Raw genomic sequence first — 25,287 nt, forward strand, 5'->3', positions numbered from 1 at the left:
ACGGCTTTCGTCACGACCGCATCCTGTTACCCGTGATCCGTTCGGTTCAGGGGGCAGCGTGAGCTTGCGTCCGAGCGAACCGACGACACAGCGCGCCTCGCGCACGACGGAACCGAGCGTCAGCGAGGTGGAGTCGTGAGTGACTACGAAAGCCGCCGCCCCGACGATCCCGCCGACGAGGGTCCTCCGCTACGGCGTGCCCCGGCGGCCCCGTGGGAACGCAACCGCCCGCGCCCGGCGCCGCCGCAGCCCGGTGGGCCACCACCGAGTGAACCACCGCGCCCTGGCCAGCCCCAGGGCCCGCGCCGCCCGGTACCGCTGAGCGGCCCGATTCCCCAGGTGCCACCGAGCGGACCGATGCGCCGGGTACCGCCGAACGATTCCGGCCACCCGGCACCGCCGAACCACCCGAACCACCCGGCACCGCCGAACCACCCGAACCGCCCAGCGCCGCCGAACCATCCGAACCGCCCGGCTCCGCCCAATGATTCCGGCCGCCCGGCGCCGCCGCCGAACAACCGCGGCATGTACCCGAACGATCGTCGGATGCCGCCCCCGCGGCAACAGCCACCGCCCGGCGGGCCGAACCGCGTACCTCCGAGCGGGCCGATGCGACGCGTCCCACCCGGCCCCCACCAGGGTGGACCGCCACCACCGCCCGGGCAGGGCGGCCCACCGCAGCGCGGACGACCCGCCGGTGGGCCACCGCCTGGCCGCGGACCGCATCCCGCCGATCCGGCGAGCGGTCCCACCCGGCGCATTCCGCGGCCCGAAAACCTCGGAGGCGCACCGCGTCCCGAACCCCGGCCGCGACCGCGGCAGGGCGGTCCCGCACGCCCCGAGCGGCCGCCTCGCAGCGAGCGACCCGCACCACACCGCACGGCGCCGCAGGCCGCGGTCGCTCCGCGCGAGAATTCGAACGCGCGCCTGGTCCGCGACTCCGGCTCCATCGCGTTCGCGACGCTGATCAGCCGCATCACCGGCTTCGGCAAGCAGCTGCTGCTGGTCACCGTGCTCGGCCCCGCGATCGCCAGTGCGTTCGCGTCGGCCAGCCTGATGCCGAACATGATCGCCGAGCTGGTGCTCGGCGCCGTCCTCACGGCGATCGTGGTGCCGACCCTGGTGCGCGCGGAGCAGGAGGACGCGGACGGGGGCGCGGCGTTCATCCGCCGCCTGGTCACGGCGGCATTCACCGTATTGGCGTTCGCCACCGTGCTGGCGGTCGCGGCCGCGCCGATCCTCGCGACGCATGTGTTCGTGTCGTCGGACGGCCAGGTCAACACCATGCTGACGACGGCGCTCACCTTCCTGTTGCTGCCCGCGATCCTCTTCTACGGGCTATCGGCCCTGCTCACGGCGATCCTCAACACTCGGCAGGCATTCAAACCGGGCGCCTGGGCACCGGTGATGAACAACGTCGTGGTGCTGGTGGTCCTGGCGCTCTACGCGCTGACCCCGGGCGAGATCACGCTCGATCCGGTCCGGATGAGCGATCCGAAGGTGTTGCTGCTGGGCGTCGGCGTCACGGCGGGCGTGGTCGTGCAGGCCCTCAGCCTGCTGCCCGCGATCCGTCGGCACAACATCGACCTGCGCCCCCTGTGGGGACTCGACGCCCGGCTCAAGCAGTTCGGCACCATGGGCGCCGCGATCATCCTGTACGTGCTGATCAGCCAGCTCGGCATGATCTTCGCGAACAACATCTCCTCGCACGCGGACGCGGCGGGACCGACGATCTACCAGAACGCCTGGCTGCTGCTGCAACTGCCGTACGGCGTCCTCGGCGTCACGCTGTTGACCGCGATCATGCCCCGGCTCAGTCGTAACGCCGCCGCCGACGACACCCCGGCCGTCGTCGACGATCTCTCGGTGGCGACCCGCCTCACCATGATCGCGCTGATCCCGGTCGTCATCTTCCTGACCATGGCCGGACCGCAGGTCGGCGAGGCGCTCTTCGGATACGCACGGTTCTCCGAGGACGCCGAACGACTCGGCACGGCCGTGAGCTGGTCCGCGTTCACGCTCATCCCGTACGCCCTGGTGCTCATCCACCTGCGGGTGTTCTACGCCAGGGAACAGGTGTGGACGCCCACCTGGATCGTGCTCGGGATCACGACCGTCAAGGTGCTGTTCTCGGCGCTGGCGCCGGTGGTGGCCAGCTCCGCCGACCAGGTCGTCATCGTGCTCGGCGTGGCCACGGGGCTGGGCTATGCGGTGGGCGCCGTGATCGGCGGCTATCTGTTGCACCAGAGCCTGGGCGACCTGCGCATGGTGAACGTCGGGCGGACCGTCACCCGGGTAGTGCTCGCATCGGTGGCCGGCGCCGCGGTCACGCTGATCATCGACCAGGTGGTCGGGCTGTCGAACCTGCACAACGGCATCGGCGTGCTGTTCCGGGTCGCCGTGGACGCCATCGTCATGTTCGGCGTCGCCTTCGGCCTGATGCGACTCGCCGGAATCCCCGAGATCGTGGCGATCACCGTGGCCATCTCGCGCCGCCTCGGCCTGACGCCGCCCGCCCCGGACCTCGGCCTCGACGAGACCGACGAGGACATGCACCCGACGACGGTGCTGCCGCGGCCCGACTCGCCGTACTACTACCAGTACGACCCATATCTCGACGGTCAGCAGACCATGGTCCTACCTGTTATCCGACCCGGTGCCGTTGACCGCACCGGCATGGGTGAGTTCCCGTACCCTGTTCGGCAGAGAAACGCAAACGCCGGTTCCGGCACCCGCGGAGCCGGCGATGCCGGTTCCCGTGCGGAGCCGGAGGTCGGCCGAGTCGGCGACGGGCCCGGTGCGCCGCCGGTTCATAGAACTTCGACACACCAGGGCGAAGGAGGCACGAGGGTGAGCGACGACGCGGCGGGCGGCGTCCCGGCCGCCGACCCTGCCGATGCGGCAGGCGCAGTGCGCACCGACGACGTCTCGCCCGGGAAGGTGCCGGCGGGTCACGCCGCGGACCCGGACTCGGGCGACGCCGAGCAGGGCGCACCGCCGCCTGGTACCGAGCCACCGGCCGACGATCGGTCGGCGCCGCCGCGCGATCCGGTGTACGACACGGGCATGCTGCCGGTCGGGTCGCCGGAGATGCCGCCGATGCGGGTCGAGCCCGCCGCGGCGAAGCGCACCGGCCAGCGCGGTCCCAAGCTGATGCCGGGCGCGTCGGTGGCGGGCGGCCGCTACCGCCTGCTGGCCGGGCACGGCGGGGCCCGCGGTCTGCAGTTCTGGCAGGCACTGGATGTGAAGCTCGACCGCGAGGTCGCGCTGACCTTCGTCGATGCCGATCAGAAGGCCGCCGAGAACGCCGGACACGATGGGCCGCAGGCGATCCTGTCGCGGACGCTGCGCCTGGGCCGGATCAATTCGCCGGGCCTGGCGCGCGTGCTCGACGTGGTGCGCGGCAGCTCCGGCGGCATCGTGGTGGCGGAATGGACACCCGGCCGATCACTGCGCGAGATGGCCGAGACCATGCCGTCTCCGATCGGCGCGGCGCGCTCGATCCGGGCGCTGGCGGCCGCGGCGGAACTCGCCCACCGCGGCGGCGGTTCGCTGTCGATCGACCACCCCGACCGGGTGCGCATCAGCGCCTCCGGCGACGCCGTGCTCGCGTTCCCGGGCACACTGGCCGACTCCGACGCCCAGTCCGACGTACGCGGCCTCGGCGCCATGCTGTACGCGCTGATCACGGCCCGCTGGCCGATTCGCTCGGGCGGCATGAGCGGTGCGGCCGCCACGGTCGGCGGGCTGCGGCTGGCCGATTTCGGCTCCGACGGCACCCCCGTCGAGCCGCGGCAGATCCGGCCCGAGACCCCGTTCGAGATCTCCGCGGTGGCGGTGCGCTCGCTGGAGTCCAACAAGGGCGTGCGAACCGCCGCGACCGTGCAGCACGTGCTGGAACAGGCCTCGGTGGTCGACCAGAAGACCGATTTCATCCCGGTCCTGCGGCTGGGCCAGCGGGCAACCAGCGCGCCGGACGAGTCGCTGGCCGATCCGGAGCTGCTGGCGGCCGAGAAGGAGCGGTCGCAGCGGATGATGTGGATTCTGGTCGGGCTCGGCGTGCTGGCCGCGCTGGTGGTCGGCGTGATCATCTGGTGGCTGCTGAGCATTTTCGCCCCGGGTGACTCCGATGCTCCGCTCAACGAGCAGAAACTCGGCCTCACCACCCCCAATACGGCCCCGGTGAACCCGAGCGCGGGTTCGCCGGAACCATCGGCCACCTCCGGCGGTGCGGCCCCGGTCCGCGCCACCGGGGCGACGGTCTTCTCGCCGGAGGGCACCCCGGACGGGGCGGGCAGCGCGGCGGCGGTACTGGACGGCAATCCGACCACGGTGTGGCACACCGACCAGTACTTCCAGCAGTTCCCCGCACTGAAGAAGGGGGTGGGCGTCGTGGCCACCCTCGGCAGTCCCAGCAAGCTGAACAAGGCGATCATCGAATCCCCGAGTCCAGGCTCGGTGGTGGAGGTCCGCACCTCGCCCACCGCCACGCCCACGCTGGACCAGACGCAGCTGGTCGGCCAGGCGACCCTGGCCGACGGCACCACCGAGATCCCGCTCCGCGCCGACCAGCCGGCCCGCTACGTACTGGTCTGGATCACCTCACTGGCCAACTCCGGCGGCCAGTTCCAAACGTCGCTCGCCGACATCCGATTCGAAGCCGCGCCCTGACCCGGGGCGCCACTTCGACTCTTGTTGCCGCGAATTCATGGCAGCCGATATGATTCTCAGCGCGCTCTCGGCAGGGAGCTTCCTGGGATCTGGTGTCCTCGGTCCTGGATGACGCGAAATTTGCGGTGCTTTCCGACCATGGTCGTGGCGTGCCGCCGTGAGCGCTGATCCAAGGGGTTTGTGTTGTCGTTTGATGCGGTCGAGCGATCCAGCGGGGGGACGTCCGATTCGCCTGGCGTCCGACGCCGCGCGTTCGATCTCGAAGACGCGTCCGACCGCCGGTTGCTCCGCGCGCACATCGAGGGCGACCGCGACGCCTTCGGGGTGCTGTTCCGGCGCCATTACAACCATCTGTGGCAGCTCGCCCTGCGCACCTGCCGAACCCCCGAGGATGCCGCCGACTGCCTGCAGGACGCGCTGCTGTCGGCACACCGGAACGCCGCGGGCTTCCGCGGCGACGCCGAGGTCCGCAGCTGGCTGCATCGGATCGTCGTCAACGCCTGCCTGGATCGCATGCGGCGCAACAAGGCCCGCGCCAGCGTCTCGCTGTCCGAGGAAACGGTGGCCGAACCCGCCGTCGAACGCGACGACATCGCCCACCGCGAGGTCTCGATGGTGGTCGACGCCGCACTGTTCACGCTGCCCGACGACCAGCGCGCGGCCCTGGTCGCGATCGATATGCAAGGGTATACGGTGGCGGAAGCGGCACAGTTGCTGGATGTTGCCGAGGGGACGATCAAGAGCCGCTGCGCGCGCGGACGCAAGCGACTGCAACAAGAGTTGGGATTCCTGCGCAATCCGGGGAACCGGAAGTAGTTGAGATGCGTCATTACTAGAGACGAACGAAAACCAGCCGCCCCTCGGCGGCGCGGGCCCGGACCGCGCGACGAAGAAGAGACAGGAGGTGCGATGGCAGCCCGTTCAATGCCGCAACCTCCCTTCTCCACGGACCTGCTGGCCGACCTCCACGCGGACAATGTGCCCCCGGAGCTGTCCGAACAGCTGTGGCCGCAGGTCCGCAACGACCCGGAGGCATTGCGCTTCGTGCGCTCGCTGGACGACGTCACCTCCGAGCTGCAAGCCCTGAGCCGAGACTCCCGGCTCCTGCATCCGATGCCCGCCGACGTCGGCGCCCGGATGGACAGCCTGCTCGACGAGCTGGCCCGCGGCGACCACCCCGAGCAGGCCGCACCCGGCGAACACGTGGCCACGGTGCATCACCTGCCATTCAGCGAGCCGACCGGCGAAGCCACCCCGCCCACGCGCCCGATGCCCGCCGTGCCGAGCGAGGTGCCGCCCGAGCCGATCCGGCTCGACGAGCGGCGGTCCCGTCGGCTGCGCTGGCTCACCGCAGTGGCCGCCACCGTGGCGGTCATCGTCGGCTCGCTGATCGCGGTCGATGCCGTCCGCGAGAGCGATACCGACCAGAAGGCATCACCCACAACGCGATCCGGCCCCCCCGCACTCGACGGCGACCCGTCCGACGCGGTCTTGCTCAGCGCGCTCGGGCGCAACGATGTCGCCGGCCCGCTGGGCCTCCCGGGCGCGATGACGCGCTGCGTCGCCGCCGCCGGGCTGGACCGCACCGTTCTCGGCTCGATGGATGTCACCTTCCGCGACCGCCCCGCCGTGGTGATACTGCTCACCAGCGCGCGACCGCCCAAGATCACCGCCCTCGTCGTCGGAACCGGTTGCGGCCCAGGCGATGCCCAGGTGTTGGAGCAGCGCGATATCGGGTGAGCGGCGCGGGCCGGGGAACAACACCGTTTACCCTGTTGTTGACTGACAAGCCTGATGACACACTCCCTCGGAAGGGCCTCATGAACACGCCTGTTCGCGATCTCATCATCGTCGGCTCCGGCCCCGCCGGCTACACCGCCGCCGTCTACGCGGCCCGGGCCGAACTCGAACCCTTGCTGTTCGAGGGCACCCAGTTCGGCGGCGCACTGATGACGACCACCGAGGTGGAGAACTTCCCCGGCTTCCGCGACGGCATCATGGGCCCGGACCTGATGGAGGAGATGCGCGAGCAAGCCAAGCGCTTCGGTGCCGACATCCGCACCGAGGATGTCGAGGCGATCGACCTGTCCGGCCCCATCAAGAGCGTCACCGTCGGCGGCGAGACGCACCAGGCCTACGCGGTGGTGCTCGCCATGGGTTCGGCGGCGCGCTACCTCGGCGTCCCGGGGGAGCAGCGACTGCTCGGCCGCGGCGTCAGCGCCTGCGCCACCTGCGACGGCTTCTTCTTCAAGGGCCAGGACATCGTGGTCGTCGGTGGCGGCGATTCGGCGATGGAGGAGGCGACATTTCTCACCAAGTTCGCCGCCAGCGTCACCATCGTGCACCGCCGCGAGGAGTTCCGCGCCTCCCGGATCATGCTGGAGCGGGCCAAGAGCAACGAGAAGATCCGCTTCCGCACCAATGCCGAGATCCTCGAGGTGCACGGCGAGGACAGCGTCACGAGCCTGACCCTGCGCGACACCAAGACCGGCGAAACCTCCGAACTGGCCGCGACCGGACTGTTCGTCGCCATCGGTCACGATCCGCGCAGCGAACTGGTGCGCGGCCAGGTCGATCTGGACGGCGAGGGCTACGTGCTGGTGAACCAGCCCACCACCGCCACCTCCGTCGAGGGCGTCTTCGCGGCCGGCGATCTCGTCGACCACATCTACCGCCAGGCAATCACCGCCGCGGGCACCGGCTGCCGCGCGGCCATGGATGCCGAGCGCTGGCTGGCCGACAAGGGCGACATCACCGCCAACACCCTGGACCACGCCGGACAGCCGGTCGAAGTCTCCGCACACTGATTCATCGCCAGTCGAGCTCGAGGAGTTCAATCATGTCCGAAACCGCCACCAAGACCGTCACCGACGACACGTTCGCGCGGGTCGTGCTGGGCAGTGACAAGCCGGTCCTCGTCGATTTCTGGGCGGCCTGGTGCGGTCCCTGCAAGATGGTCGCCCCGGTGCTCGAGGAGATCGCCGCCGCGAACTCCGACAAGCTGACCATCGCCAAGGTGGACGCCGACGCCAATCCGGTGACCTCGAAGGATTACGGCATTCTCTCGCTGCCCACGATGATCCTGTTCTCCGGTGGCAAGGAGACCAAGCGGATCGTCGGCGCCAAGGGCAAGGCGGCCCTGCTGCGCGAACTCGAAGACGTTCTCTGAAAGCAGTACTGCGCCTACGGGAACTCGGTCGGCGCTGTAGTATTTCGGCGCGAATGCCGGGAGTAGGATCTCTGCACCTGGAGAATTGCTGAAATTCGGTCCGGGTCTGAGACAATCGACCGACGCTCCGGTCGTGCGAGGGTGTGAGCCGTCGTATGAGTGGGTACCCGGGTTGGCGGAAGGAAAGGGCTCTCACGCATGCACCGACTTCGTCACGGCGATACTGGACCAGCCGTCGCTGAGGTTCGGAGCACCCTGGCAAGTCTCGGATTCCTGCACATCCGCCCCAACGGCGCCGATCGATCCGACGGGCACGGCGAGTACTGGAAGGATTCCGACGCCGTATTCGACCACGGTCTCGACTCCGCGGTGCGCGCCTTCCAGCAGCATCGCGGGCTTCTCGTGGACGGTGTCGTCGGCCCCGCCACCTATCGGGCACTGAAGGAGGCGTCCTATCGCCTCGGCGCCCGCACGCTGATCTACCAGCTGTCGGCCCCGCTGTACGGCGACGACGTGGCCACGCTGCAGCGGCGCCTACAGGACCTCGGCTTCTATGTGCACCGCATCGACGGCTATTTCGGCCCGCACACCCACGACGCCCTGACCGCGTTCCAGCGCGAGATCGGCCTGTCCGCCGACGGCATCTGCGGCCCGGACACACTGCGCTCGCTGGATCTGCTCGGCGCCCGCGTGACGGGCGGGAATCCGCACCGGATCGCGGAGGAGGAGGTCGTGCACCGCGCCGGACCGCAGCTCACCGGGAAGCGAATCGTCATCGACCCGGGAATGGGCGGGCCGGACAAGGGATTCGCGGTCCCCACCGAGTTCGGTGACGTCTACGAATCGGAGATCCTCTGGGATCTGGCGAGCCGTCTCGAGGGCCGGATGGCCGCCACCGGTATGGAGACCTTCCTGTCCCGGCCGTGGGGCGCCAACCTCTCAGATGCCGAACGCGCCGAGACCTCCAACACTTTCGACGCCGATCTCATGATCTCGCTGCGCTGCGCCACCAACCCCAGCCCCGTGGCGAGCGGCGTCGCCAGCTTCCACTTCGGCAATTCGCACGGTTCGGTGTCGATGATCGGGCAGGTGCTGGCCGGATTCATCCAGCGTGAGATCGTGGCGCGCACCTCGCTGCAGGACTGCCGGACCCATTCGCGCACCTGGGATCTGCTGCGGCTGACCAAGATGCCGACCGTCCAGGTCGACATCGGTTATCTGACCAACGAATACGACGCCTCGGTGCTGACCAATCCGCGCATGCGCGATGTGATCGCCGAGGCCATCCTGATCTCGGTCAAGCGGCTGTACCTGCTCGGCCAGGACGATCAGCCCACGGGCACATACACTTTCGCCGAGCTGCTGGCAGAGGAACTGGCCGCCGCGGACCGCATGTAACGGCCCCGCCAGTTCCCCTCCCACCTTCCGGCTGCCCTCCCTATTTCCGGCATGCTTTTCGCCGGAACCGCTCAGCGCTCAGGGGCAGCCGACCCGGGGCTTCGCCTCGGCCGACGCGGCGGCCAACAGCTGGTCCAGCGCGCGCTCGACATCCTCCTTCCAGAGGTGGTCGCTGTCGAGCTCCAGGCGCAGGCGCGGAAACCGATGATGCTGCGCCACCACGGTGAATCCGACATCCTCCAAGAATTCGGCGTCGATCATGCAGCTCTCGGGGGAGCATCGGGAGTCGGTGTGCTGACGCGGCGCCGACGGGATGCCGTGTGCGGGCGTATCGATGCGTTCCATCAGGAACATGGAGCTGATCGAGCGCGTCGACATCGACGTGGCCGCCGGATCCTTGCGGATGCCGAAGGCCTCGATGGCCCGCACCCCACGGCGCATCAGATCGGCCACCACCGCCTGGATCAACCGGTCGGCTATCCCGCTGTCCCGGTAGGGGAGATCGGTCCGCAGCGTGGTCAGCAGGACCGCGTCGGCACTCACCGGGGAGGTGGGGAAGAGGGCAGCCCGGGGTACCGCGCTGGGTGGCGAGTACAGCGCGCACCCGGCGGGCTGGCCGTCGACGAGCGCGATCTGGCCGCACGAACCCCACTCGAGGAGCACCGTGGACAGCCACGCCTCCTTCTCGAAGACCGGGTCGCTGAATTCGCGCGAATCCTCGGCCACGGCGGGATCGATCTCCCAGAACACACACCGACGGGCATGCGCCGGGAGTTTGTCGAGTCCGCCGAGGGTAAGTGCGGTAACGCTGGTCGACACCGCTCTGCTCAGCCTCCAGCTCTCCGATTCATCCAGACTCACGCTGCATCAGTATCTACTCGCCAGCAAGAATAAGCGATCAAAGCGAACCGCCTCATTTCGGTAGCTGTGCCGTCCATCGGGATCGCAGACGCGACTCAGAAAGGCACCGTCACAGTGACGTTTTCCCGCCAAGGTCCAAGTATCTCCGGTGATCACGCGGATTTCGGCCGTGATCACTCGTCGCACTAGCGCTGCTGCTCCATCATTGCCACGATGCGTTCCAGATCGGCCACGTCCCCGAATTCGACGACGATCTTGCCTTTCTTCTTTCCCATGCTCACGGTTACACGGGTATCGAACGAATCGGCAAGACGCTCGGCCAGCCGATCCAGACCCGGCATCTGGACCGGTTTCCGTTCGACGGGACGCTTCTTCTCCTCGTCGGGGTAGCGGTTCGCGAGAGTGACCGCCTCCTCGGTGGCGCGGACCGAAAGGCCCTCGGCGACAATCCGTTCCGCGAGCCGCTCCTGTGCCTCCGCGCCGGACTCCAGGCCTAGCAGCGCACGGGCGTGCCCGGCGGACAACACCCCCGCCGCCACCCGGCGCTGTACCGGAATCGGAAGCTTCAGCAGCCGGATCATATTCGTGACGACCGGTCGGGACCGGCCGATCCGAGTCGCCAGCTCCTCGTGGGTGACGTCGAACTCCTCCAGCAGCTGCTGGTACGCTGCCGCCTCCTCGAGCGGGTTGAGCTGCACCCGGTGGATGTTCTCCAACAGGGCGTCGCGAAGCATCGCGTCGTCGGTAGTCTCCCGGACGATGGCCGGAATGGTTTCCAGACCCGCGTCCTGGCAGGCCCGCCACCGGCGCTCGCCCATGACGATCTGGTAGCGCGGGGTGGGGGAGGACTCCAGCAGTCGGACCACGATCGGCTGCATGAGCCCGAATTCGCGGACCGAGTGGATCAATTCGTTCAGCGCGTCTTCCTCGAAGACCTGACGCGGCTGCTTCGGGTTGGGCTGAATCTGATCCGGCGGAATCTCCCGATACACGGCTCCGGCGTCGGATCCCTCCGCGGGGTCGGGGACCCGGTGCAGGTACGCCGAGGCCGGATGCGGGCCGATCGGGTCCAGTCCGATGACGGCATTCGCCGCGGCACTGCCGAGCCCCTGCACATCGGTCGGTCCGGTCGGGATCAGCGCGGCGAGCCCACGCCCCAGTCCACCCTTCTTCGCCTGAGTCAACCTACCGGCCCCTTTCCTCGTTCACTCCACCAACCACCGCGACCGACCTGGCGGCCATCTCGCGACCAGCATCCAAATAGCTCATCGCACCCCGGGAACCCGGATCGTAATCCAGCACCGTCATGCCGTAACCCGGTGCCTCCGAGACCTTTACGCTGCGGGGGATCACCGACCGCAGCACCACATCACCGAAGTGACCGCGCACCTCCTCGGCGACCTGATCGGCCAGCTTGGTCCGCCCGTCGTACATCGTGAGCACGACGGTCGACACGTGCAGCTCTGGATTCAGGTGCGCCTGCACCAGACCGATATTGCGGATCAGCTGCCCCACACCCTCCAGCGCGTAGTACTCGCACTGAATCGGGATCAGTACCTCCTTGGCGGCCACCAGCGCGTTGACGGTGAGCAGACCGAGCGAGGGGGGGCAGTCGATCATCACGTAGTCGATGTCGTAGCCCGCGAAGTTCGCATCCTGGATCGCCGCCTTGAGCCGTCCCTCGCGGGCGACCATCGACACCAGTTCGATCTCGGCACCGGCCAGATCGATGGTGGCGGGAATGCACAGCAGCCGCTCGTTGTGTGGACTCTGCTGAATCGCCTCTTGCACAGACGCTTCGCCGATGAGCAGCTCGTAGGAGGAGGGCACGCCGGAATGGTGCTCGACGCCGAGTGCCGTGCTGGCGTTGCCCTGCGGATCGAGATCGATGACGAGGACGGTCATCCCCTGTAGCGCAAGTGCCGCTGCGAGATTCACCGCCGTCGTCGTCTTCCCTACGCCGCCCTTCTGATTCGCGATGGTGATGATTCGTTGTTCGCGCGGCTTCGGGATGGTCATCGAACCAGGATGCAACACCTGGCTGGCTCGCTGCGCCTCGGCCGCGATGGGCGTGTCGGCGGTGATGCTCCCGAACGGGCGGCCGAGCTCGTCCAGATCGAAGCCACTACCGTCCAGCATTCCGGGCACCCGCGACGTTGTTTCCCGTGAAACATTCGCCGGACCGTTCGACATACAGGCTCCTAACCCCGAGAACTTCAGACACGTGCCCAAGCAGCATCGGCGCCGCATTGGCTCGAGCAAGCGGAGCGCGAGCCTGTCGGGCACCTCGAATCTGCGCTCACGCTCGACTGCACCTAGCTTGCCAGCACCGCGCACATTACGGAAGTTGAACCGCGGCGATCACACCCCGATACGCAAACTTTGTTGCCCAAAGGGCGTTTTCGCGGCCCCCCGCGCGCCAAGGAACCCACCCGCGTCCGCGACCGGTTTCACGTGAAACGAGCCAACGCCGCCGCCCGCCTGACAACCATCGTCATCCGCGTCCACTCGGTCACATTGCGCAATAAGCCCCGCGGCACCCGCACTCCACTCTTGGCCAGCTGGCTCAGCGGCTCGACCGGACGGGTCAGGGGGCGAGGTTTCACATGAAACAACTGCCGCGGGGCGGGCACTCAACTGTCGGGGCGGGACGCCGGGATCGAGATCGCGTTCCTGCCGCCCCGTCATGTTTCACATGAAACGGTGCCTCGCGCAAGATTCGGGCCCGCCGGGAGACCGCCTCACCGACGCCGCTTCGGCTTGCCGCCCTCTGCCTTCCGCTCGGCGCGGGGGAGGCGCTCGACGCTCAGCACGACGGTCGGCGGATCCACGATTCCGGCGCCGCACTCCAACACCTGGGCGTGGCCGCCGCCCGCGCGCAGCAACTCGGTACGGTCGCGCTCCAACTCCTCGGCCGCGCTCGACCCTTTGAGCGCCAGCATCCGACCGTGGTGGTGCACCAGGGGGAGCGACCACTTCGCGAGCTTGCTCAACGGCGCCACCGCCCGCGAGGTCACCACATCCGCGCCGCCCGCCACCTTCCGCACGTCCGACTGCTCCGCCCGGCCGCGCACGACCGTCACCTCGAGTCCCGCCTCCTCCTCGATGAACCCCGCCAGGAAAATGGTCCGACGCAGCAACGGTTCGACAAGGGTCACGCGGAGATCCGGCCGGGCGATGGCGAGGGGGATTCCGGGCAGTCCCGCCCCACTGCCGATGTCCACGACGGCCGCTCCGGTCGGGATTAGCTCGCCGAGCACCGCACAGTTCAGGATGTGCCGATCCCAGAGCCGAGGCACCTCGCGCGGTCCGATCAGCCCGCGCTGCACCCCGGCCGTCGCCAACGCCGCACAGTATCGACGGGCCAGCGGAAGCCGGTCGCCGAATATCCGCTCGGCCGCCGCCGGCGGCTCCGGCGGCGCCGCATCCGGGGTAGGGGAGTGCTCCGGGTTACTCACGCCGGTTCCTCGTTCCACGTGAAACATCCTTCCGGATTCGCGACAGATCGTCACACACGGGCCCACACAAGGCTAGGGCCCCCGGTTCCGCGAACCAGGGGCCCAACCCGCATCGCACAGCGCTCAGGACGGCAGCACCACCACGTGCCGATTCGGCTCGACGCCCTCGCTCTCGCTCTCGACCCCGTCGACCTCGGCCACGGCATCGTGCACGATCTTGCGCTCGAACGGCGTCATCGGCGACAGGGACTCCGGCTTGCCGGAGTCCAGGACGCGCTGCGCCGCCGCCGCACCCAGGGCGCTCAGCTCCTCCCGGCGCTTCGCCCGCCAGCCCGCCACGTCCAGCATCAGCCGACTGCGCACACCGGTCGTCTGCTGCACGGCCAACCGGGTCAGCTCCTGCAAGGCATCCAGGACCTCACCGCGCCGGCCCACCAGCTTCGACAGATCGCGACCGCCGTCGATGCTCACGACCGCCCGGTCGCCCTCGACGTCCAGATCAATATCACCGTCGAAGTCGAGCACGTCCAGCAACTGTTCGAGATAGTCGCCGGCGATCTCGCCCTCTTCGATGAGCGCTTCCTCCGCCTCGCTCACATCCCCGCTCGCCGCCTCCGATTCGGGCTCGCGGTTTTCCGCGGCATCCGATGCGCGATCGGTCGCGGTTTCCGGATCATGGCTCTCCGCGGTGCCCGCCACGGTTGTGCCGTTTGCGCCGAGGGCCACAGTGGCGTCCCCTCCATCGGTCTCAACAGTCATGTGTGTCGTTTCCTTCGATCTGAATCATCCGTCGTATCCGGCCGGTCGCGTGAGTCGGCTAGCGACGCCGCTTCTGATTCGCACGGCCGCGGTTTCCGGATCGCTTCCGATTGCCCTGTCCACCCTTGCGCGACGAGGCGGTCGCCTTGCCCGACTTACCCGATCCGGCGCCGTTGCGGGTCGCGGGGGAGACATCGCCGTCGGTCGCCGACGCATCCACCGGAGCATCGATCGGCTCGTCCGTCGGCTCGTCGGCCGATCCGGCCTTCTGCTTGTTCTTCGGATTCGGCTTGGCACCCGGCTTGGGCGCGTTCGACGCGCGCCGCTCGATCGCCTGCTGCTTCTTCGCTTCCTCTTCCTTCTCGATGCGGCCGAAGACGAGATGCTGCTGTCCGTAGGTCCAGATGTTGTTGGAGACCCAGTAGATCAGGATGGCGATCGGGAGGAAGGGACCACCCACGATCACGCCCAGTGGGAACACCCACAGCGCCATCTTGTTCATCAGCGCGGCCTGCGGGTTGGCGGCCGCCTCCGGGCTCTGCCGCGCCACCGAGGCACGAGCGTTGAAATGCGTTGCCAGACCGGCGATCACCATCAGCGGAATCGCGACCGCGGCGATGTTCAGAACCTGGGGGATACCGCCATAGTCGAGGAAGGCATCCAGCTGCGTCCTGGGCGTCGTGATCGCCACCGAGATCGGCGCGCCGAAGATGCGGGCGCTCAGGAACGACTGCACATCCTCGGCGTTGAAGACGTAGTTCGGGGTGTGCGCGTTGTCGTAGGCCGACATGCCCAACTGGCCGAAGCCCGTGCCGGTCCGGTTGAACGACCGCAGCACGTGGTAGAGACCGAGGAACACCGGCACCTGCGCCAGCACGGGCAGACAGCCCATGAGCGGATTGAAGCCGTGGTCCTTCTGCAGCTTCTGCATCTCGGTCGCCATCTTCTGGCGATCGTTCTTGTACTTCTTCTGCAGCTCCTTGATCTGGGGCTGCAATTCCTGCATCTGCCGGGTGGTCCGCACCTGCTTGACGAACGGCTTGTAGAGCACCAGCCGCAGGGTGAACACCAGGAACACCACGGCCAGCGCCCAGGCCAGACCGTTGTCGGCGCCCAGCGCGAACCCGAAGACACGGTGCCAGAACCACAAGATCCAAGACACCGGATAGTAGATGAAATCGAGCACGGCTCTATGTACTCCCGTCGGTCGTATCACCGGCCACCGCACGCGGCGACCCATTACAAAGCTCGTGTGCGGCCGGCTCCGACTCGCGGCTCGCCGCCGCCCCGCTCCGTTTCGGCTCCGGAACGGGGTCCCACCCACCAGGGTGCCAGGGTGCGCATTTGGCCAGACGCACGGCTGTCAATCCGACACCGACGAACAGCCCCCGGGTACGCAGCGCGGTCACCGCGTACTCGCTACAGGTCGGGGTGAAGCGGCACACCGGCATGCGGGTGGGGGAGACATAGGTCCGGTACAGCTCGATGAGAAAGATGAGCACGGTGGCGGGCAGCCGAATCAGCACCGCGAGACGGCTCATGACGACCTGCCCGCGAGATCGGGTGTGGCGCTTTCGAGTAACAGCTTGCGGAGCGCGGCACGCACCTGCCGATCGAGTTCGGCCGAGGACGCGGTCGCGGCACCCGGCAGCGCCCGGATCACGATGTCCGCCTCCGCCGACACCTCGCTTGCCAGGGGAGCACAGATATGACGCAGGCGGCGGGCGACGCGGTGACGTACCACCGCGTTGCCCACCGCCTTGCTGACGATCAAACCGAACCGCGGACCGCCGATACGAATCGACGGCCCAGCGGTTTCCTCTCCGGCGTCGTCGGACACCGGAGTTGTCGATAACGCATGCACGACCAGATCGCGCCTCCCGATTCGCCTGCCACGCCGCACCGTCCGGGAGAAATCGGCACGATGGTGCAGCCGATACGGTTCAGGCAACACCCGAGTGTCCGAGCGCGTAACGGATGGCGGGGTTCGGCGGACCGAACGGCGAACGGGGCATGGCGCCGATGCCGGTACCGATGGATCAGGCCGTGAGCTTGGCGCGGCCCTTTTGCCGCCGCGCCGACACGATGGCGCGGCCCGCACGGGTGCGCATCCGGAGGCGGAACCCGTGGACCCGCGCCCGACGACGGTTGTTCGGCTGGAACGTCCGCTTGCCCTTGGCCACGGTCAACACTCCTCGAGTTGGTGGGCGCCCGGCGGCGCCCGAAGCTTGTGGGTAATGCTGGTCTGCGACGAGCGACAAGGTCGTCTTCGGCGCAGCGCCCATCGAGACACGGGCAGCACGCAGCCGCCACCACGTCAATGGGTGACTGTACGAGAGTACTGACCGGCTCCGGCCAGGTCAAACCGGGGTCCCGGTGGCGAACGACACGGCCGTGAACCACCCTTGCCGACGACTCACCCGAGCCACTAGAGTACATAGCCAGAAGATTGCTGCAGAAGCGCTGGTTGAAGCGCCGCGTGGGGGCGCATGGCAGCTCGACTCACATCACTGTGGTTCTCCACATCTGTGGATAATTGTGTGGAAAGACCCCTGGAGTGGCATATTCGTATGGCCGACGGCCACGCCTACGCTCGCGCTGCGGGGGGATGCGGGTGGTGCCCGACCGTCTGCTCCTATCTACCTATTCCGGGGAGGAAACGTACGTGGACGACGAGCAGAACGTGTTGACCGGCGTGTGGCCAGAGGTGGTCGCCGAGCTCACCGCGGGCTCCACCGACGGCGCCATTCCACCGGTCACCAACGCCCAGAAGGCGTGGTTGGGCCTGGTCAAACCGCTGACGGTGGCTCAGGGATTCGCGCTGCTCTCGGTACCTTCCTCTTTGGCGCAGGAGGCGATCGAACGCGATCTGCGCGAGCCCATCCTGCGGTCGCTGGCCCGTCGGCTCGGTCCACAGGTCGAGGGCCTCGGCGTCCGGATCGCCGCACCGGCCGCGCCACCGGCCGACCGGCCCGCCGGTCCGCCCCGCCACGCCCGGCTGACCTCCCGCCCCGAGCGGGTGCGGGAGGCCCCCCGCGAACCTGTGGGTTATCCGGCGCAGCCGGACTACTCGGCGCCCCCGGAATATGCCCCGCCACGCTATCTCTCCCCAGCCGAGTTCCCCGGTCGTGCCGACTATCCCCAGCACGAGTTCGCCGCTCAACCGGTGGCCGGAGAATTGCCAGGCGACGCCGGACCGGATGAACCCGCCCCGCCTCGACGCGACAGGGAACTGTCTCCGGGCCCGGGCGGCAACGGATCACCGGGCCAGGAGTCGCTGTTCGCCTCCGAGCCGGAGCGCGCGGACAATGACGAACCCGTGGTCAACGTGCGCAACTCCTGGCCGACCTACTTCGCCAAATCGCCGGAGCCGACCCCGACACCCCCGGCCTCCTCGGCCAGCCTCAATGCGAAGTACACCTTCGAGACATTCGTCATCGGCGCCTCCAACCGGTTCGCGCACGCGGCCGCCGTCGCGATCGCCGAGGCTCCCGCCCGGGCCTACAACCCGCTGTTCGTCTGGGGGGCTTCCGGTTTGGGCAAGACCCATCTGCTGCACGCGGCCGGTCACTACGCCCAGCGGCTGTTCCCGGGGATGCGGGTGAAATACGTATCCACCGAGGAATTCACCAACGACTTCATCAACAGCCTCCGCGACGACCGCAAGGTCGCGTTCAAGCGCCGCTACCGCGAGACCGACATCCTGCTGGTGGACGACATCCAGTTCATCGAGGGTAAGGAAGGCATCCAGGAGGAGTTCTTCCACACCTTCAACACGCTGCACAACGCCAACAAGCAGATCGTGGTCTCGTCCGACCGGCCGCCCAAGCAGTTGGCCACGCTGGAGGAACGGCTGCGCACCCGGTTCGAATGGGGCCTGATCACCGACGTGCAGCCGCCGGAGCTCGAGACGCGGATAGCGATCCTTCGCAAGAAGGCGCGGATGGATCGCCTCGACGTCCCGCACGACGTGCTCGAACTCATCGCCAGCCGGGTGGAACGCAATATCCGCGAACTGGAGGGCGCGCTGATCCGGGTCACGGCCTTCGCCTCGCTGAACGGGCAGCCGCTGGATCTGTCGCTGGCCGAGGTGGTGCTGCGCGACCTGATGCCCGACACCACCACGATCGAGATCACCGCGTCGACGATCATGGCCGTCACCGCGGAGTACTTCAACACCACGCTCGAGGAGCTGACCGGGCCGGGCAAGGCCCGACCGCTGGCCCAGGCGCGGCAGATCGCGATGTATCTGTGCCGCGAGCTGACCGACCTGTCCCTGCCGAAGATCGGTCAGGCGTTCGGCCGCGACCACACCACGGTCATGTACGCCGAGAAAAAGGTGCGCAAGGAAATGACCGAGCGGCGCCGCGTGTACGACCAGGTTCAAGAACTCACAGCCCGAATCAAGCAGCGCTCCCGCTGATCCTTCTCCCCAAGCCGATCCACCGAGTGACCTGGGTGGATCGGCTTTTTCGTGTTGTGGATTCCTCGAGGAATCCCTGGGGAGTCCTCGAGGAATCCCCCTGTTCTCCACCGTTTTACCCACAGTTTGTCGGCAGGGGTGTTGACACCGCCATTCACACCCGTTGGTGCACAGTTCGCACAGACCGGCTCATCCACGGGCTCTCACCTGCACCGATCGGAAGTTGTGCTTGTGGATTCCTCGAGGAGTCCCTGTCAGGTCCTCGAGGAATCCTCGAGTTGTCCACTGGTTTGCGCACAGATGTGTACAAACCGGGCATCGTGCTGGAACAACTCGAGGACCGCTCGAGGATGGGGGTGGGACAGATTTGTCGGCTCCACAGCGACTCCACGTTCATCCTCGAGTCACCCATCGGACATCCCCACGCCGCCACGCCCCGCGAGCAGCGGATTCACCCGTGGTCCACAGAATCCACAGTGCCTACTACTGTTTCAGTTCTTCTTCTTCAATAACTTCTTTCAAAACAGGATGTGTGGAAACTCGGATCGTGGAGCAGCGGCGCGATCGGACTCCCCGGACTCGGTGAACGTTCGAGCCATGAGGAGAAGGGGCGGCAGACCGCAGGGCGACGCACCGGGAGGGCGGCGTGGTCATTCGGCGCCTGCGCGGGTACGGTTTGATGTCGGTCGCCTGTGACACACTGCGGTGGGACGACGGGGCGGCCGATCCAGTACCCCTGCATGAAACGGCGTCGAGCCGAACGGATCACGACCGATCGAGACTTGGGAGAGGACATACCGGGCGATGGAGCTTGCAAGCATGAAGTTTCGGGTCGCTCGCGAGGATTTCGCGGAATCCGTCGCCTGGGTGGCCCGCAGTCTGCCGTCTCGCCCGCCGGTGCCGGTGCTCGGCGGTGTCCTCCTCGTCGCCGACGAGGACGGGCTGACGGTCTCCGGTTTCGACTACGAGGTCTCCGCCCAGATGCGCGTGGCCGCCGAGGTCGCCGGTCCGGGGCAGGTGCTCGTCTCCGGCCGCCTGCTGGCCGATATCACCAAGGCGCTGTCCAACAAGCCGGTGGATGTCTCCGTCGACGGCACTCGCGTGCTGATCGCCTGCGGCAGCGCGAAGTTCTCGCTACCGACCATGCCGGTCGAGGATTATCCACAGTTGCCCGAACTGCCCCCGCAGACCGGTGAGCTCGGGGTGGATCTGTTCTCCGGGGCGGTCGGCCAGGTGGCCGTCGCCGCCGGTCGCGACGATACGCTCCCGATGCTGACGGGCATCCGGGTCGAGATCGAGGGCTCCAAGATCGTTCTCGCGGCCACCGACCGCTTCCGCCTCGCGGTCCGGCACCTGGAGTGGGAGCCCGGACGCGACGACGTGGAGACGGCCGTCCTGGTGCCCGCGCGCACCCTGTCGGAGGCCGCCAAGACGCTGGGCACCAGCGACCAGCCGGTGCAGCTCGCCTTCGGCACCGGCACCGACGGTCTGCTCGGCATCGTCAACGGCGGCCGCCGCACCACCACGCGGCTGCTCGACGCGGAATTCCCCAAGTTCCGCCAATTGCTCCCCAAGGAACACACCTCGATCGCCACGCTGCAGGTGAGTGCGCTGATCGAGGCCATCAAGCGCGTGGCGCTGGTAGCCGAGCGCGGCGCCCAGGTGCGCCTGGAGTTCTCCGAGCAGGGCCTGCTGCTGTCCGCGGGTGGCGACGACGCGGGCCGCGCCGAGGAGTGGCTGGAGGTCGAATTCCGCGGCGAGCCGCTGACGATCGCCTTCAATCCTGGTTACCTCAACGATGGTCTGTCCGCGCTGCACTCCGAGCGGGTGACCTTCGGGTTCACCACGCCCAGCCGTCCGGCCGTGCTGTGCCCGACCACCGACGAGGACCCGGAGGTGCTCGAGTCCGGCGCCTTCGCGGCGCTGGGCGGCACGTACACCTACCTGCTGATGCCCGTTCGACTGCCGGGCTGAGTTTCGCGGTGCGCCGGATCCCTGCCGGACCTTTGTGAACAATGTTGATAACTCTGTGAAAAACTCTGGGCACGTGGACAACTCATGCCGCATACCGAGTCGTGCATCACGCCCGCGGGGACGGTGAACTGAGCGATGCACGTCCGGGCGTTGAGCCTGCGGGACTTTCGCTCGTGGGAGCAGACCGAACTCGAACTGACCACGGGCCGAACGGTTTTCCTGGGTTCGAACGGCAACGGGAAGACGAATCTGGTCGAGGCCCTCGGCTATCTCGCCACTCTCGGTTCGCACCGGGTGTCCACCGACGCGCCGCTGATCCGGCTGGGCGCCCAGCGCTCCCGGATCGGTGCCACGGTGGTGAACGCGGGCCGGGAGCTGCGGATCGATATCGAGCTGAACCAGGGCTCCGCCAACCGCGCCCAGATCAACCGGTCGCCGGTGCGGCGGCCGCGGGAGATCCTCGGAATCCTGCAGACGGTGCTGTTCGCGCCCGAGGACCTGGCGCTGGTGCGGGGCGACCCGTCGGAGCGCCGGCGCTTCCTGGACGAGCTGTGCACCGCGCGGCTGCCCCGGCTGGCCGGGGTGCGCTCGGATTACGACCGTGTGCTGCGGCAGCGGTCGGCCCTGTTGAAAACCGCGGGCCGACAGGCACGTTCGCGCGCGGGCACGCCCGCCGACCTGAGCACGCTGGATGTGTGGGACGGTCACCTCGCCGCGCACGGTGCGGAACTGCTGGCGCAGCGGCTGCGCCTGGTGCACGAACTGCATCCCTATCTGGAGCGGTCGTACCGCTCGATCGCCCCGGAATCGCGCACCGCGGCCATCCGCTACCGCAGTGCGTATCTGCCGCCGGAATTCCTCGACACCGGCCGCGCGCCGCAGCCGGACGATACGGCGGCCCTGGAGTCGATCATGGTGCGGGAACTGGCCGCCGCCCGAGCCAGGGAACTCGAGCGCGGGGTGTGCCTCGTCGGCCCGCATCGCGACGATCTGGAGCTGGTGCTCGGCTCGGCGCCGGCGAAAGGCTTTGCCAGCCATGGGGAATCGTGGTCGTTCGCCCTGGCCCTGCGGCTGGCGGCCTTCGAACTGCTGCGCAGCGTCGGCACCGATCCGGTGCTGCTCCTGGACGACGTCTTCGCCGAACTGGATCGCCGCCGCCGCGCCGCATTGGCCGCGGTGGCCGCCACGGCGGAACAGGTCCTGATCACCGCGGCGGTCTCGGAAGACGTCCCGCCCGAACTCGAGGCGACCCCGCTGTGTGTGGAAACCACCGGCGAGGCAGACGCGCGCACGTCCTATCTGGCGGATCGGTCCGGTGTCCCTCCGGCGGCGGTATCGGAGGGTGTCGAACCCGGCGCGGGCTCGGCGTTGCCCTGATGATCGTTGTGGCCGAGACGAACTCGGTCGCGGATGTCGCAACAATGTCACGTGACACCGGTCGCGGCGCGCCGGAAGACGGGTGCCGACCGGCTAGCCTGTCCAGCAGTGTCCGGCCCGGCTCGCGCGGAATCCGCTGGGCTACGAAGGGTATCGAGTGAGGGAGTGGTGGTGGACGGACCCGAGTACGGCGACGCGGAAGCGGCCGCTCCGGCCGAGTCGGGCACCGAGCTGCGTGGAGTCGATCTGGCGCGGCGTGCCCTGGAGGAGGCGCGGGCCGCGGCCAAGGCCAGCGGCAAGGCGGTCGGCCAGGGGCGGGCGTCGCCGCGCAAGGGTGGGGTTCGCGCGCTGCGGCGCCGCTCCGGATGGTCGGGGGCCCGGCCGGACGAGCGCGATCCGCAGCCGTTGTCCGCACTCGCCGGAGCCCTGGCGAAGAGCCGCGGCTGGTCCGGCAAGGTGGCCGAGGGCATGGTGTTCGGCCGGTGGGCGAGCGTGGTCGGGGAGGATGTCGCGGCACACGCCACCCCGGTGTCGCTGACCGACGGCGTCTTGAGCGTTCAGGCCGAATCCACCGCGTGGGCGACCCAGCTGCGCATGCTGCAGTCCCAGATCCTGGCGAAGATCGTCGCCGCGGTGGGCCAGGGCGTGGTCACCTCGCTGAAGATCAGCGGTCCGGCCGCACCGAGCTGGCGCAAGGGCGAGCGCCACATCAAGGGCCGCGGTCCGCGGGACACCTACGGATGAGGGTTTCACGTGGAACCGGTCGGCCGCGGCGGAATCGGACGGTCGCTCGAAGATCGCTCAACCCCTTCCGCAAACTTTTCCGGCCGCCTCTCGACGAGCCACTGAGGCCCGCCGGAGCGCCGAACCCTACAACCAGACCCGGCAGCGACCGATTTCACGCACTCACGACCCTCTCAGGGGTGTCATAGGTGCATCCTGAGCCAGGTGTACCAGTAGGATGGTGGGGTAACTAGCGGCGATACCTTCGACGCGTTCCGGGCAAGCCCGCGCAAGGACCCGTAATTCTCGAGCAGATGTCACTCGGGGTCCCCTGTGTGCTGCTCGACGCTGCGTCGAGGGATCAGCAAGTAAGGAGAGCTACCGAGCAGTGGCTGCCAACGACTCCAACGCAAGCTCGACCAAGGGCAAACAGCAGGATTACGATGCCTCCAGCATCACGGTCCTGGAGGGACTGGAGGCGGTCCGCAAGCGCCCCGGTATGTACATCGGTTCCACCGGCGAGCGCGGTCTGCACCACCTGATCTGGGAGGTTGTGGACAACTCCGTCGATGAGGCGATGGCGGGCTATGCCAGCCGCGTCGATGTGACCTTGCTGGCCGACGGCGGCGTCGAGGTGGTCGACGACGGCCGCGGCATCCCCACCAGCATGCACGCGCAGGGCATCCCCACCATCGAGGTGGTCATGACGCAACTGCACGCCGGTGGCAAGTTCGACTCCGAGTCCTATGCGGTGTCGGGTGGTCTACACGGCGTGGGTATCTCGGTGGTGAACGCGCTGTCGACTCGCCTGCAGGCCGATATCGACTACGGCGGATTTCACTGGACCCAGGAGTACAAGGACGCCAAGCCCGGCAAGCTGGTACAGGGCGATCCGACCAAGCGCACCGGCACCACGATCCGATTCTGGGCCGATCCGGATATTTTCGAGACCACCTTCTACAACTTCGAGACGGTGTCGCGGCGGCTGCAGGAGATGGCGTTCCTGAACAAGGGCCTCACCATCACCCTCACCGATCAGCGGGTGAGCGAGTCGGACGTCACCGAGGAGGTGGTCAGCGAGACCGCCGAGGCGCCCAAGCACGCCGAGGACGAGGCGGCGGCCGCGACCGAGCAGAAGGTCAAGACCCGCACGTACCACTACCCGGGCGGGCTCGAGGACTTCGTCAAGCACATCAACCGCACCAAGCAGGCCATCCACAACACGGTGGTGGGCTTCACGAGCAAGGGCACCGGCCACGAGCTCGAGGTGGCGATGCAGTGGAACTCGGGCTACTCCGAGTCGGTGCACACCTTCGCCAACACGATCAACACCCACGAGGGCGGCACGCACGAGGAGGGCTTCCGTGCGGCGCTCACCTCGGTCGTGAACAAGTACGCCAAGGACAAGAAGCTCATCAAGGAGAAGGACGGCAACCTCACCGGTGACGATATCCGGGAGGGCCTGGCCGCCATCGTGAGCGTGAAGGTCGGCGAGCCGCAGTTCGAGGGCCAGACCAAGACCAAGCTCGGCAATACCGAGGTCAAGTCGTTCGTGCAGCGCACCTGCAACGAGAATCTGGCGCACTGGTTCGAGGCCAACCCGGCCGATGCGAAAACGATTGTGCAGAAAGCCGTCTCGTCGGCACAGGCTCGGGTCGCCGCGCGCAAGGCGCGAGAGTTGGTGCGGCGCAAGAGCGCTACGGACCTGGGCGGCCTGCCCGGCAAGCTCGCCGACTGCCGGTCGAAGGATCCGCGGCTGTCCGAGATCTACATCGTCGAGGGTGACTCCGCCGGTGGCTCGGCGAAATCCGGTCGCGATTCGATGTACCAGGCGATCCTGCCGCTGCGCGGCAAGATCATCAACGTCGAGAAGGCGCGTATCGACAGGGTCCTCAAGAACAACGAGGTCCAGTCGATCATCACCGCGTTCGGCACCGGTATCCACGATGAGTTCGATATCGCGAAACTGCGGTACCACAAGATCATCCTGATGTCCGACGCCGATGTGGACGGTCAGCACATCTCCACGCTGCTGCTGACGCTGCTGTTCCGGTTCATGCGTCCGCTGGTCGAGCACGGGCACGTGTATCTGTCCTGCCCGCCGCTGTACAAGCTCAAGTGGCAGCGCAGCGATCCCGAGTTCGCCTACTCCGATCGTGAGCGCGACGCGCTGCTGGAGCAGGGGCTGGCAGCCGGTAAGAAGATCAACAAGGACGACGGCGTGCAGCGCTACAAGGGTCTCGGTGAGATGAACCCGAAAGAGCTGTGGGAGACCACCATGGATCCCTCGACCCGCCTGCTGCGGCTGGTGACGCTGGACGACGCGGCCGCGGCCGACGAGCTGTTCAGCATCCTGATGGGTGAGGACGTCGAGGCCCGGCGCAGCTTCATCACCCGCAACGCCAAGGATGTCCGCTTCCTCGACCTGTGATCCCGGCCAAAAAGCGCGCGGCCCGCACCGAGACCACTTTGAA

The 25,287-nt window shown here is 67.9% G+C and carries 20 protein-coding genes; 11 read left to right on the forward strand and 9 right to left on the reverse strand.

Going from position 1 to position 25,287, the window contains the following annotated elements; genetic code table 11:
* Window positions 1-609: 609 nt before the first annotated feature.
* From ACYVLQ_RS09965 to ACYVLQ_RS09990, 6 genes are all read left to right on the forward strand, one after another.
* On the forward strand, window positions 610-4,671 hold the full coding sequence (locus ACYVLQ_RS09965) for a murein biosynthesis integral membrane protein MurJ (protein ID WP_460697112.1): 4,062 nt from the start codon (window positions 610-612) through the stop codon (window positions 4,669-4,671).
* Between the two features lie 282 nt (window positions 4,672-4,953).
* Window positions 4,954-5,487, forward strand: a complete 534-nt coding sequence (gene sigM / locus ACYVLQ_RS09970; protein ID WP_068025491.1) for an RNA polymerase sigma factor SigM — start codon at window positions 4,954-4,956, stop codon at window positions 5,485-5,487.
* A 93-nt stretch (window positions 5,488-5,580) separates the two neighbouring features.
* Entirely contained in the window at window positions 5,581-6,411 is an 831-nt protein-coding gene (locus ACYVLQ_RS09975; protein WP_460697113.1) for a hypothetical protein, read from the forward strand.
* An 80-nt stretch (window positions 6,412-6,491) separates the two neighbouring features.
* Entirely contained in the window at window positions 6,492-7,478 is a 987-nt protein-coding gene (gene trxB / locus ACYVLQ_RS09980; RefSeq protein WP_460697114.1) for a thioredoxin-disulfide reductase, read from the forward strand.
* 32 nt (window positions 7,479-7,510) lie between these two features.
* Window positions 7,511-7,840, forward strand: a complete 330-nt coding sequence (gene trxA / locus ACYVLQ_RS09985) for a thioredoxin (RefSeq protein ID WP_460697115.1) — start codon at window positions 7,511-7,513, stop codon at window positions 7,838-7,840.
* Between the two features lie 198 nt (window positions 7,841-8,038).
* Window positions 8,039-9,238: an N-acetylmuramoyl-L-alanine amidase gene (locus tag ACYVLQ_RS09990; protein WP_460697116.1), complete on the forward strand. Its 1,200-nt coding sequence runs from the start codon at window positions 8,039-8,041 to the stop codon at window positions 9,236-9,238.
* Window positions 9,239-9,316: 78 nt separating this feature from the next.
* Here the strand turns inward: ACYVLQ_RS09990 and ACYVLQ_RS09995 are convergent, their stop codons facing one another.
* The 9 genes from ACYVLQ_RS09995 to rpmH all read right to left on the reverse strand — a co-directional run bounded on the left by ACYVLQ_RS09995 (window position 9,317) and on the right by rpmH (window position 16,499).
* On the reverse strand, window positions 9,317-10,057 hold the full coding sequence (locus tag ACYVLQ_RS09995; RefSeq protein ID WP_460697436.1) for a GNAT family N-acetyltransferase: 741 nt from the start codon (window positions 10,055-10,057) through the stop codon (window positions 9,317-9,319).
* Between the two features lie 227 nt (window positions 10,058-10,284).
* Window positions 10,285-11,283 carry a ParB/RepB/Spo0J family partition protein gene (locus tag ACYVLQ_RS10000; RefSeq protein WP_460697117.1) on the reverse strand — a complete coding sequence of 333 codons (999 nt, stop codon included), beginning with the start codon at window positions 11,281-11,283 and terminating at the stop codon, window positions 10,285-10,287.
* A 1-nt stretch (window position 11,284) separates the two neighbouring features.
* Complete coding sequence (locus ACYVLQ_RS10005; protein WP_460697437.1) at window positions 11,285-12,238, reverse strand: ParA family protein; 954 nt, start codon at window positions 12,236-12,238, stop codon at window positions 11,285-11,287.
* A 602-nt stretch (window positions 12,239-12,840) separates the two neighbouring features.
* Window positions 12,841-13,584 carry a 16S rRNA (guanine(527)-N(7))-methyltransferase RsmG gene (gene rsmG, locus ACYVLQ_RS10010; protein ID WP_460697118.1) on the reverse strand — a complete coding sequence of 248 codons (744 nt, stop codon included), beginning with the start codon at window positions 13,582-13,584 and terminating at the stop codon, window positions 12,841-12,843.
* Between the two features lie 96 nt (window positions 13,585-13,680).
* Window positions 13,681-14,316, reverse strand: coding sequence for a Jag family protein (locus tag ACYVLQ_RS10015; protein ID WP_460697119.1), 636 nt, complete (start codon window positions 14,314-14,316; stop codon window positions 13,681-13,683).
* Window positions 14,317-14,374: 58 nt separating this feature from the next.
* Window positions 14,375-15,502 carry a membrane protein insertase YidC gene (gene yidC, locus ACYVLQ_RS10020; RefSeq protein WP_460697120.1) on the reverse strand — a complete coding sequence of 376 codons (1,128 nt, stop codon included), beginning with the start codon at window positions 15,500-15,502 and terminating at the stop codon, window positions 14,375-14,377.
* A gap of 4 nt (window positions 15,503-15,506) precedes the next feature.
* On the reverse strand, window positions 15,507-15,857 hold the full coding sequence (gene yidD / locus ACYVLQ_RS10025; RefSeq protein WP_460697121.1) for a membrane protein insertion efficiency factor YidD: 351 nt from the start codon (window positions 15,855-15,857) through the stop codon (window positions 15,507-15,509).
* Window positions 15,854-16,270 carry a ribonuclease P protein component gene (gene rnpA / locus ACYVLQ_RS10030; RefSeq protein ID WP_460697122.1) on the reverse strand — a complete coding sequence of 139 codons (417 nt, stop codon included), beginning with the start codon at window positions 16,268-16,270 and terminating at the stop codon, window positions 15,854-15,856. Before rnpA ends, yidD begins: the two co-directional genes overlap by 4 nt.
* Window positions 16,271-16,355: 85 nt before the next feature.
* Window positions 16,356-16,499, reverse strand: a complete 144-nt coding sequence (gene rpmH, locus ACYVLQ_RS10035; protein ID WP_068025505.1) for a 50S ribosomal protein L34 — start codon at window positions 16,497-16,499, stop codon at window positions 16,356-16,358.
* A 482-nt stretch (window positions 16,500-16,981) separates the two neighbouring features.
* Between rpmH and dnaA the strand changes: the two genes are divergently transcribed.
* The 5 genes from dnaA to gyrB all read left to right on the forward strand — a co-directional run bounded on the left by dnaA (window position 16,982) and on the right by gyrB (window position 25,244).
* Window positions 16,982-18,739 (forward strand): chromosomal replication initiator protein DnaA, encoded by a 1,758-nt coding sequence (gene dnaA, locus ACYVLQ_RS10040; RefSeq protein WP_460697123.1) that lies wholly within the window; start codon window positions 16,982-16,984, stop codon window positions 18,737-18,739.
* An 804-nt stretch (window positions 18,740-19,543) separates the two neighbouring features.
* A complete protein-coding gene (dnaN, locus tag ACYVLQ_RS10045; RefSeq protein ID WP_460697124.1) occupies window positions 19,544-20,713 on the forward strand; it encodes a DNA polymerase III subunit beta in 1,170 nt (389 codons plus the stop codon).
* Between the two features lie 135 nt (window positions 20,714-20,848).
* On the forward strand, window positions 20,849-22,090 hold the full coding sequence (gene recF / locus ACYVLQ_RS10050) for a DNA replication/repair protein RecF (protein WP_460697125.1): 1,242 nt from the start codon (window positions 20,849-20,851) through the stop codon (window positions 22,088-22,090).
* A gap of 168 nt (window positions 22,091-22,258) precedes the next feature.
* On the forward strand, window positions 22,259-22,834 hold the full coding sequence (locus tag ACYVLQ_RS10055) for a DUF721 family protein (protein WP_460697126.1): 576 nt from the start codon (window positions 22,259-22,261) through the stop codon (window positions 22,832-22,834).
* Between the two features lie 367 nt (window positions 22,835-23,201).
* Entirely contained in the window at window positions 23,202-25,244 is a 2,043-nt protein-coding gene (gene gyrB, locus ACYVLQ_RS10060) for a DNA topoisomerase (ATP-hydrolyzing) subunit B (protein ID WP_460697127.1), read from the forward strand.
* The last annotated feature ends 43 nt before the right edge of the window (window positions 25,245-25,287 follow it).

This window comes from Nocardia thraciensis (assembly GCF_054782435.1).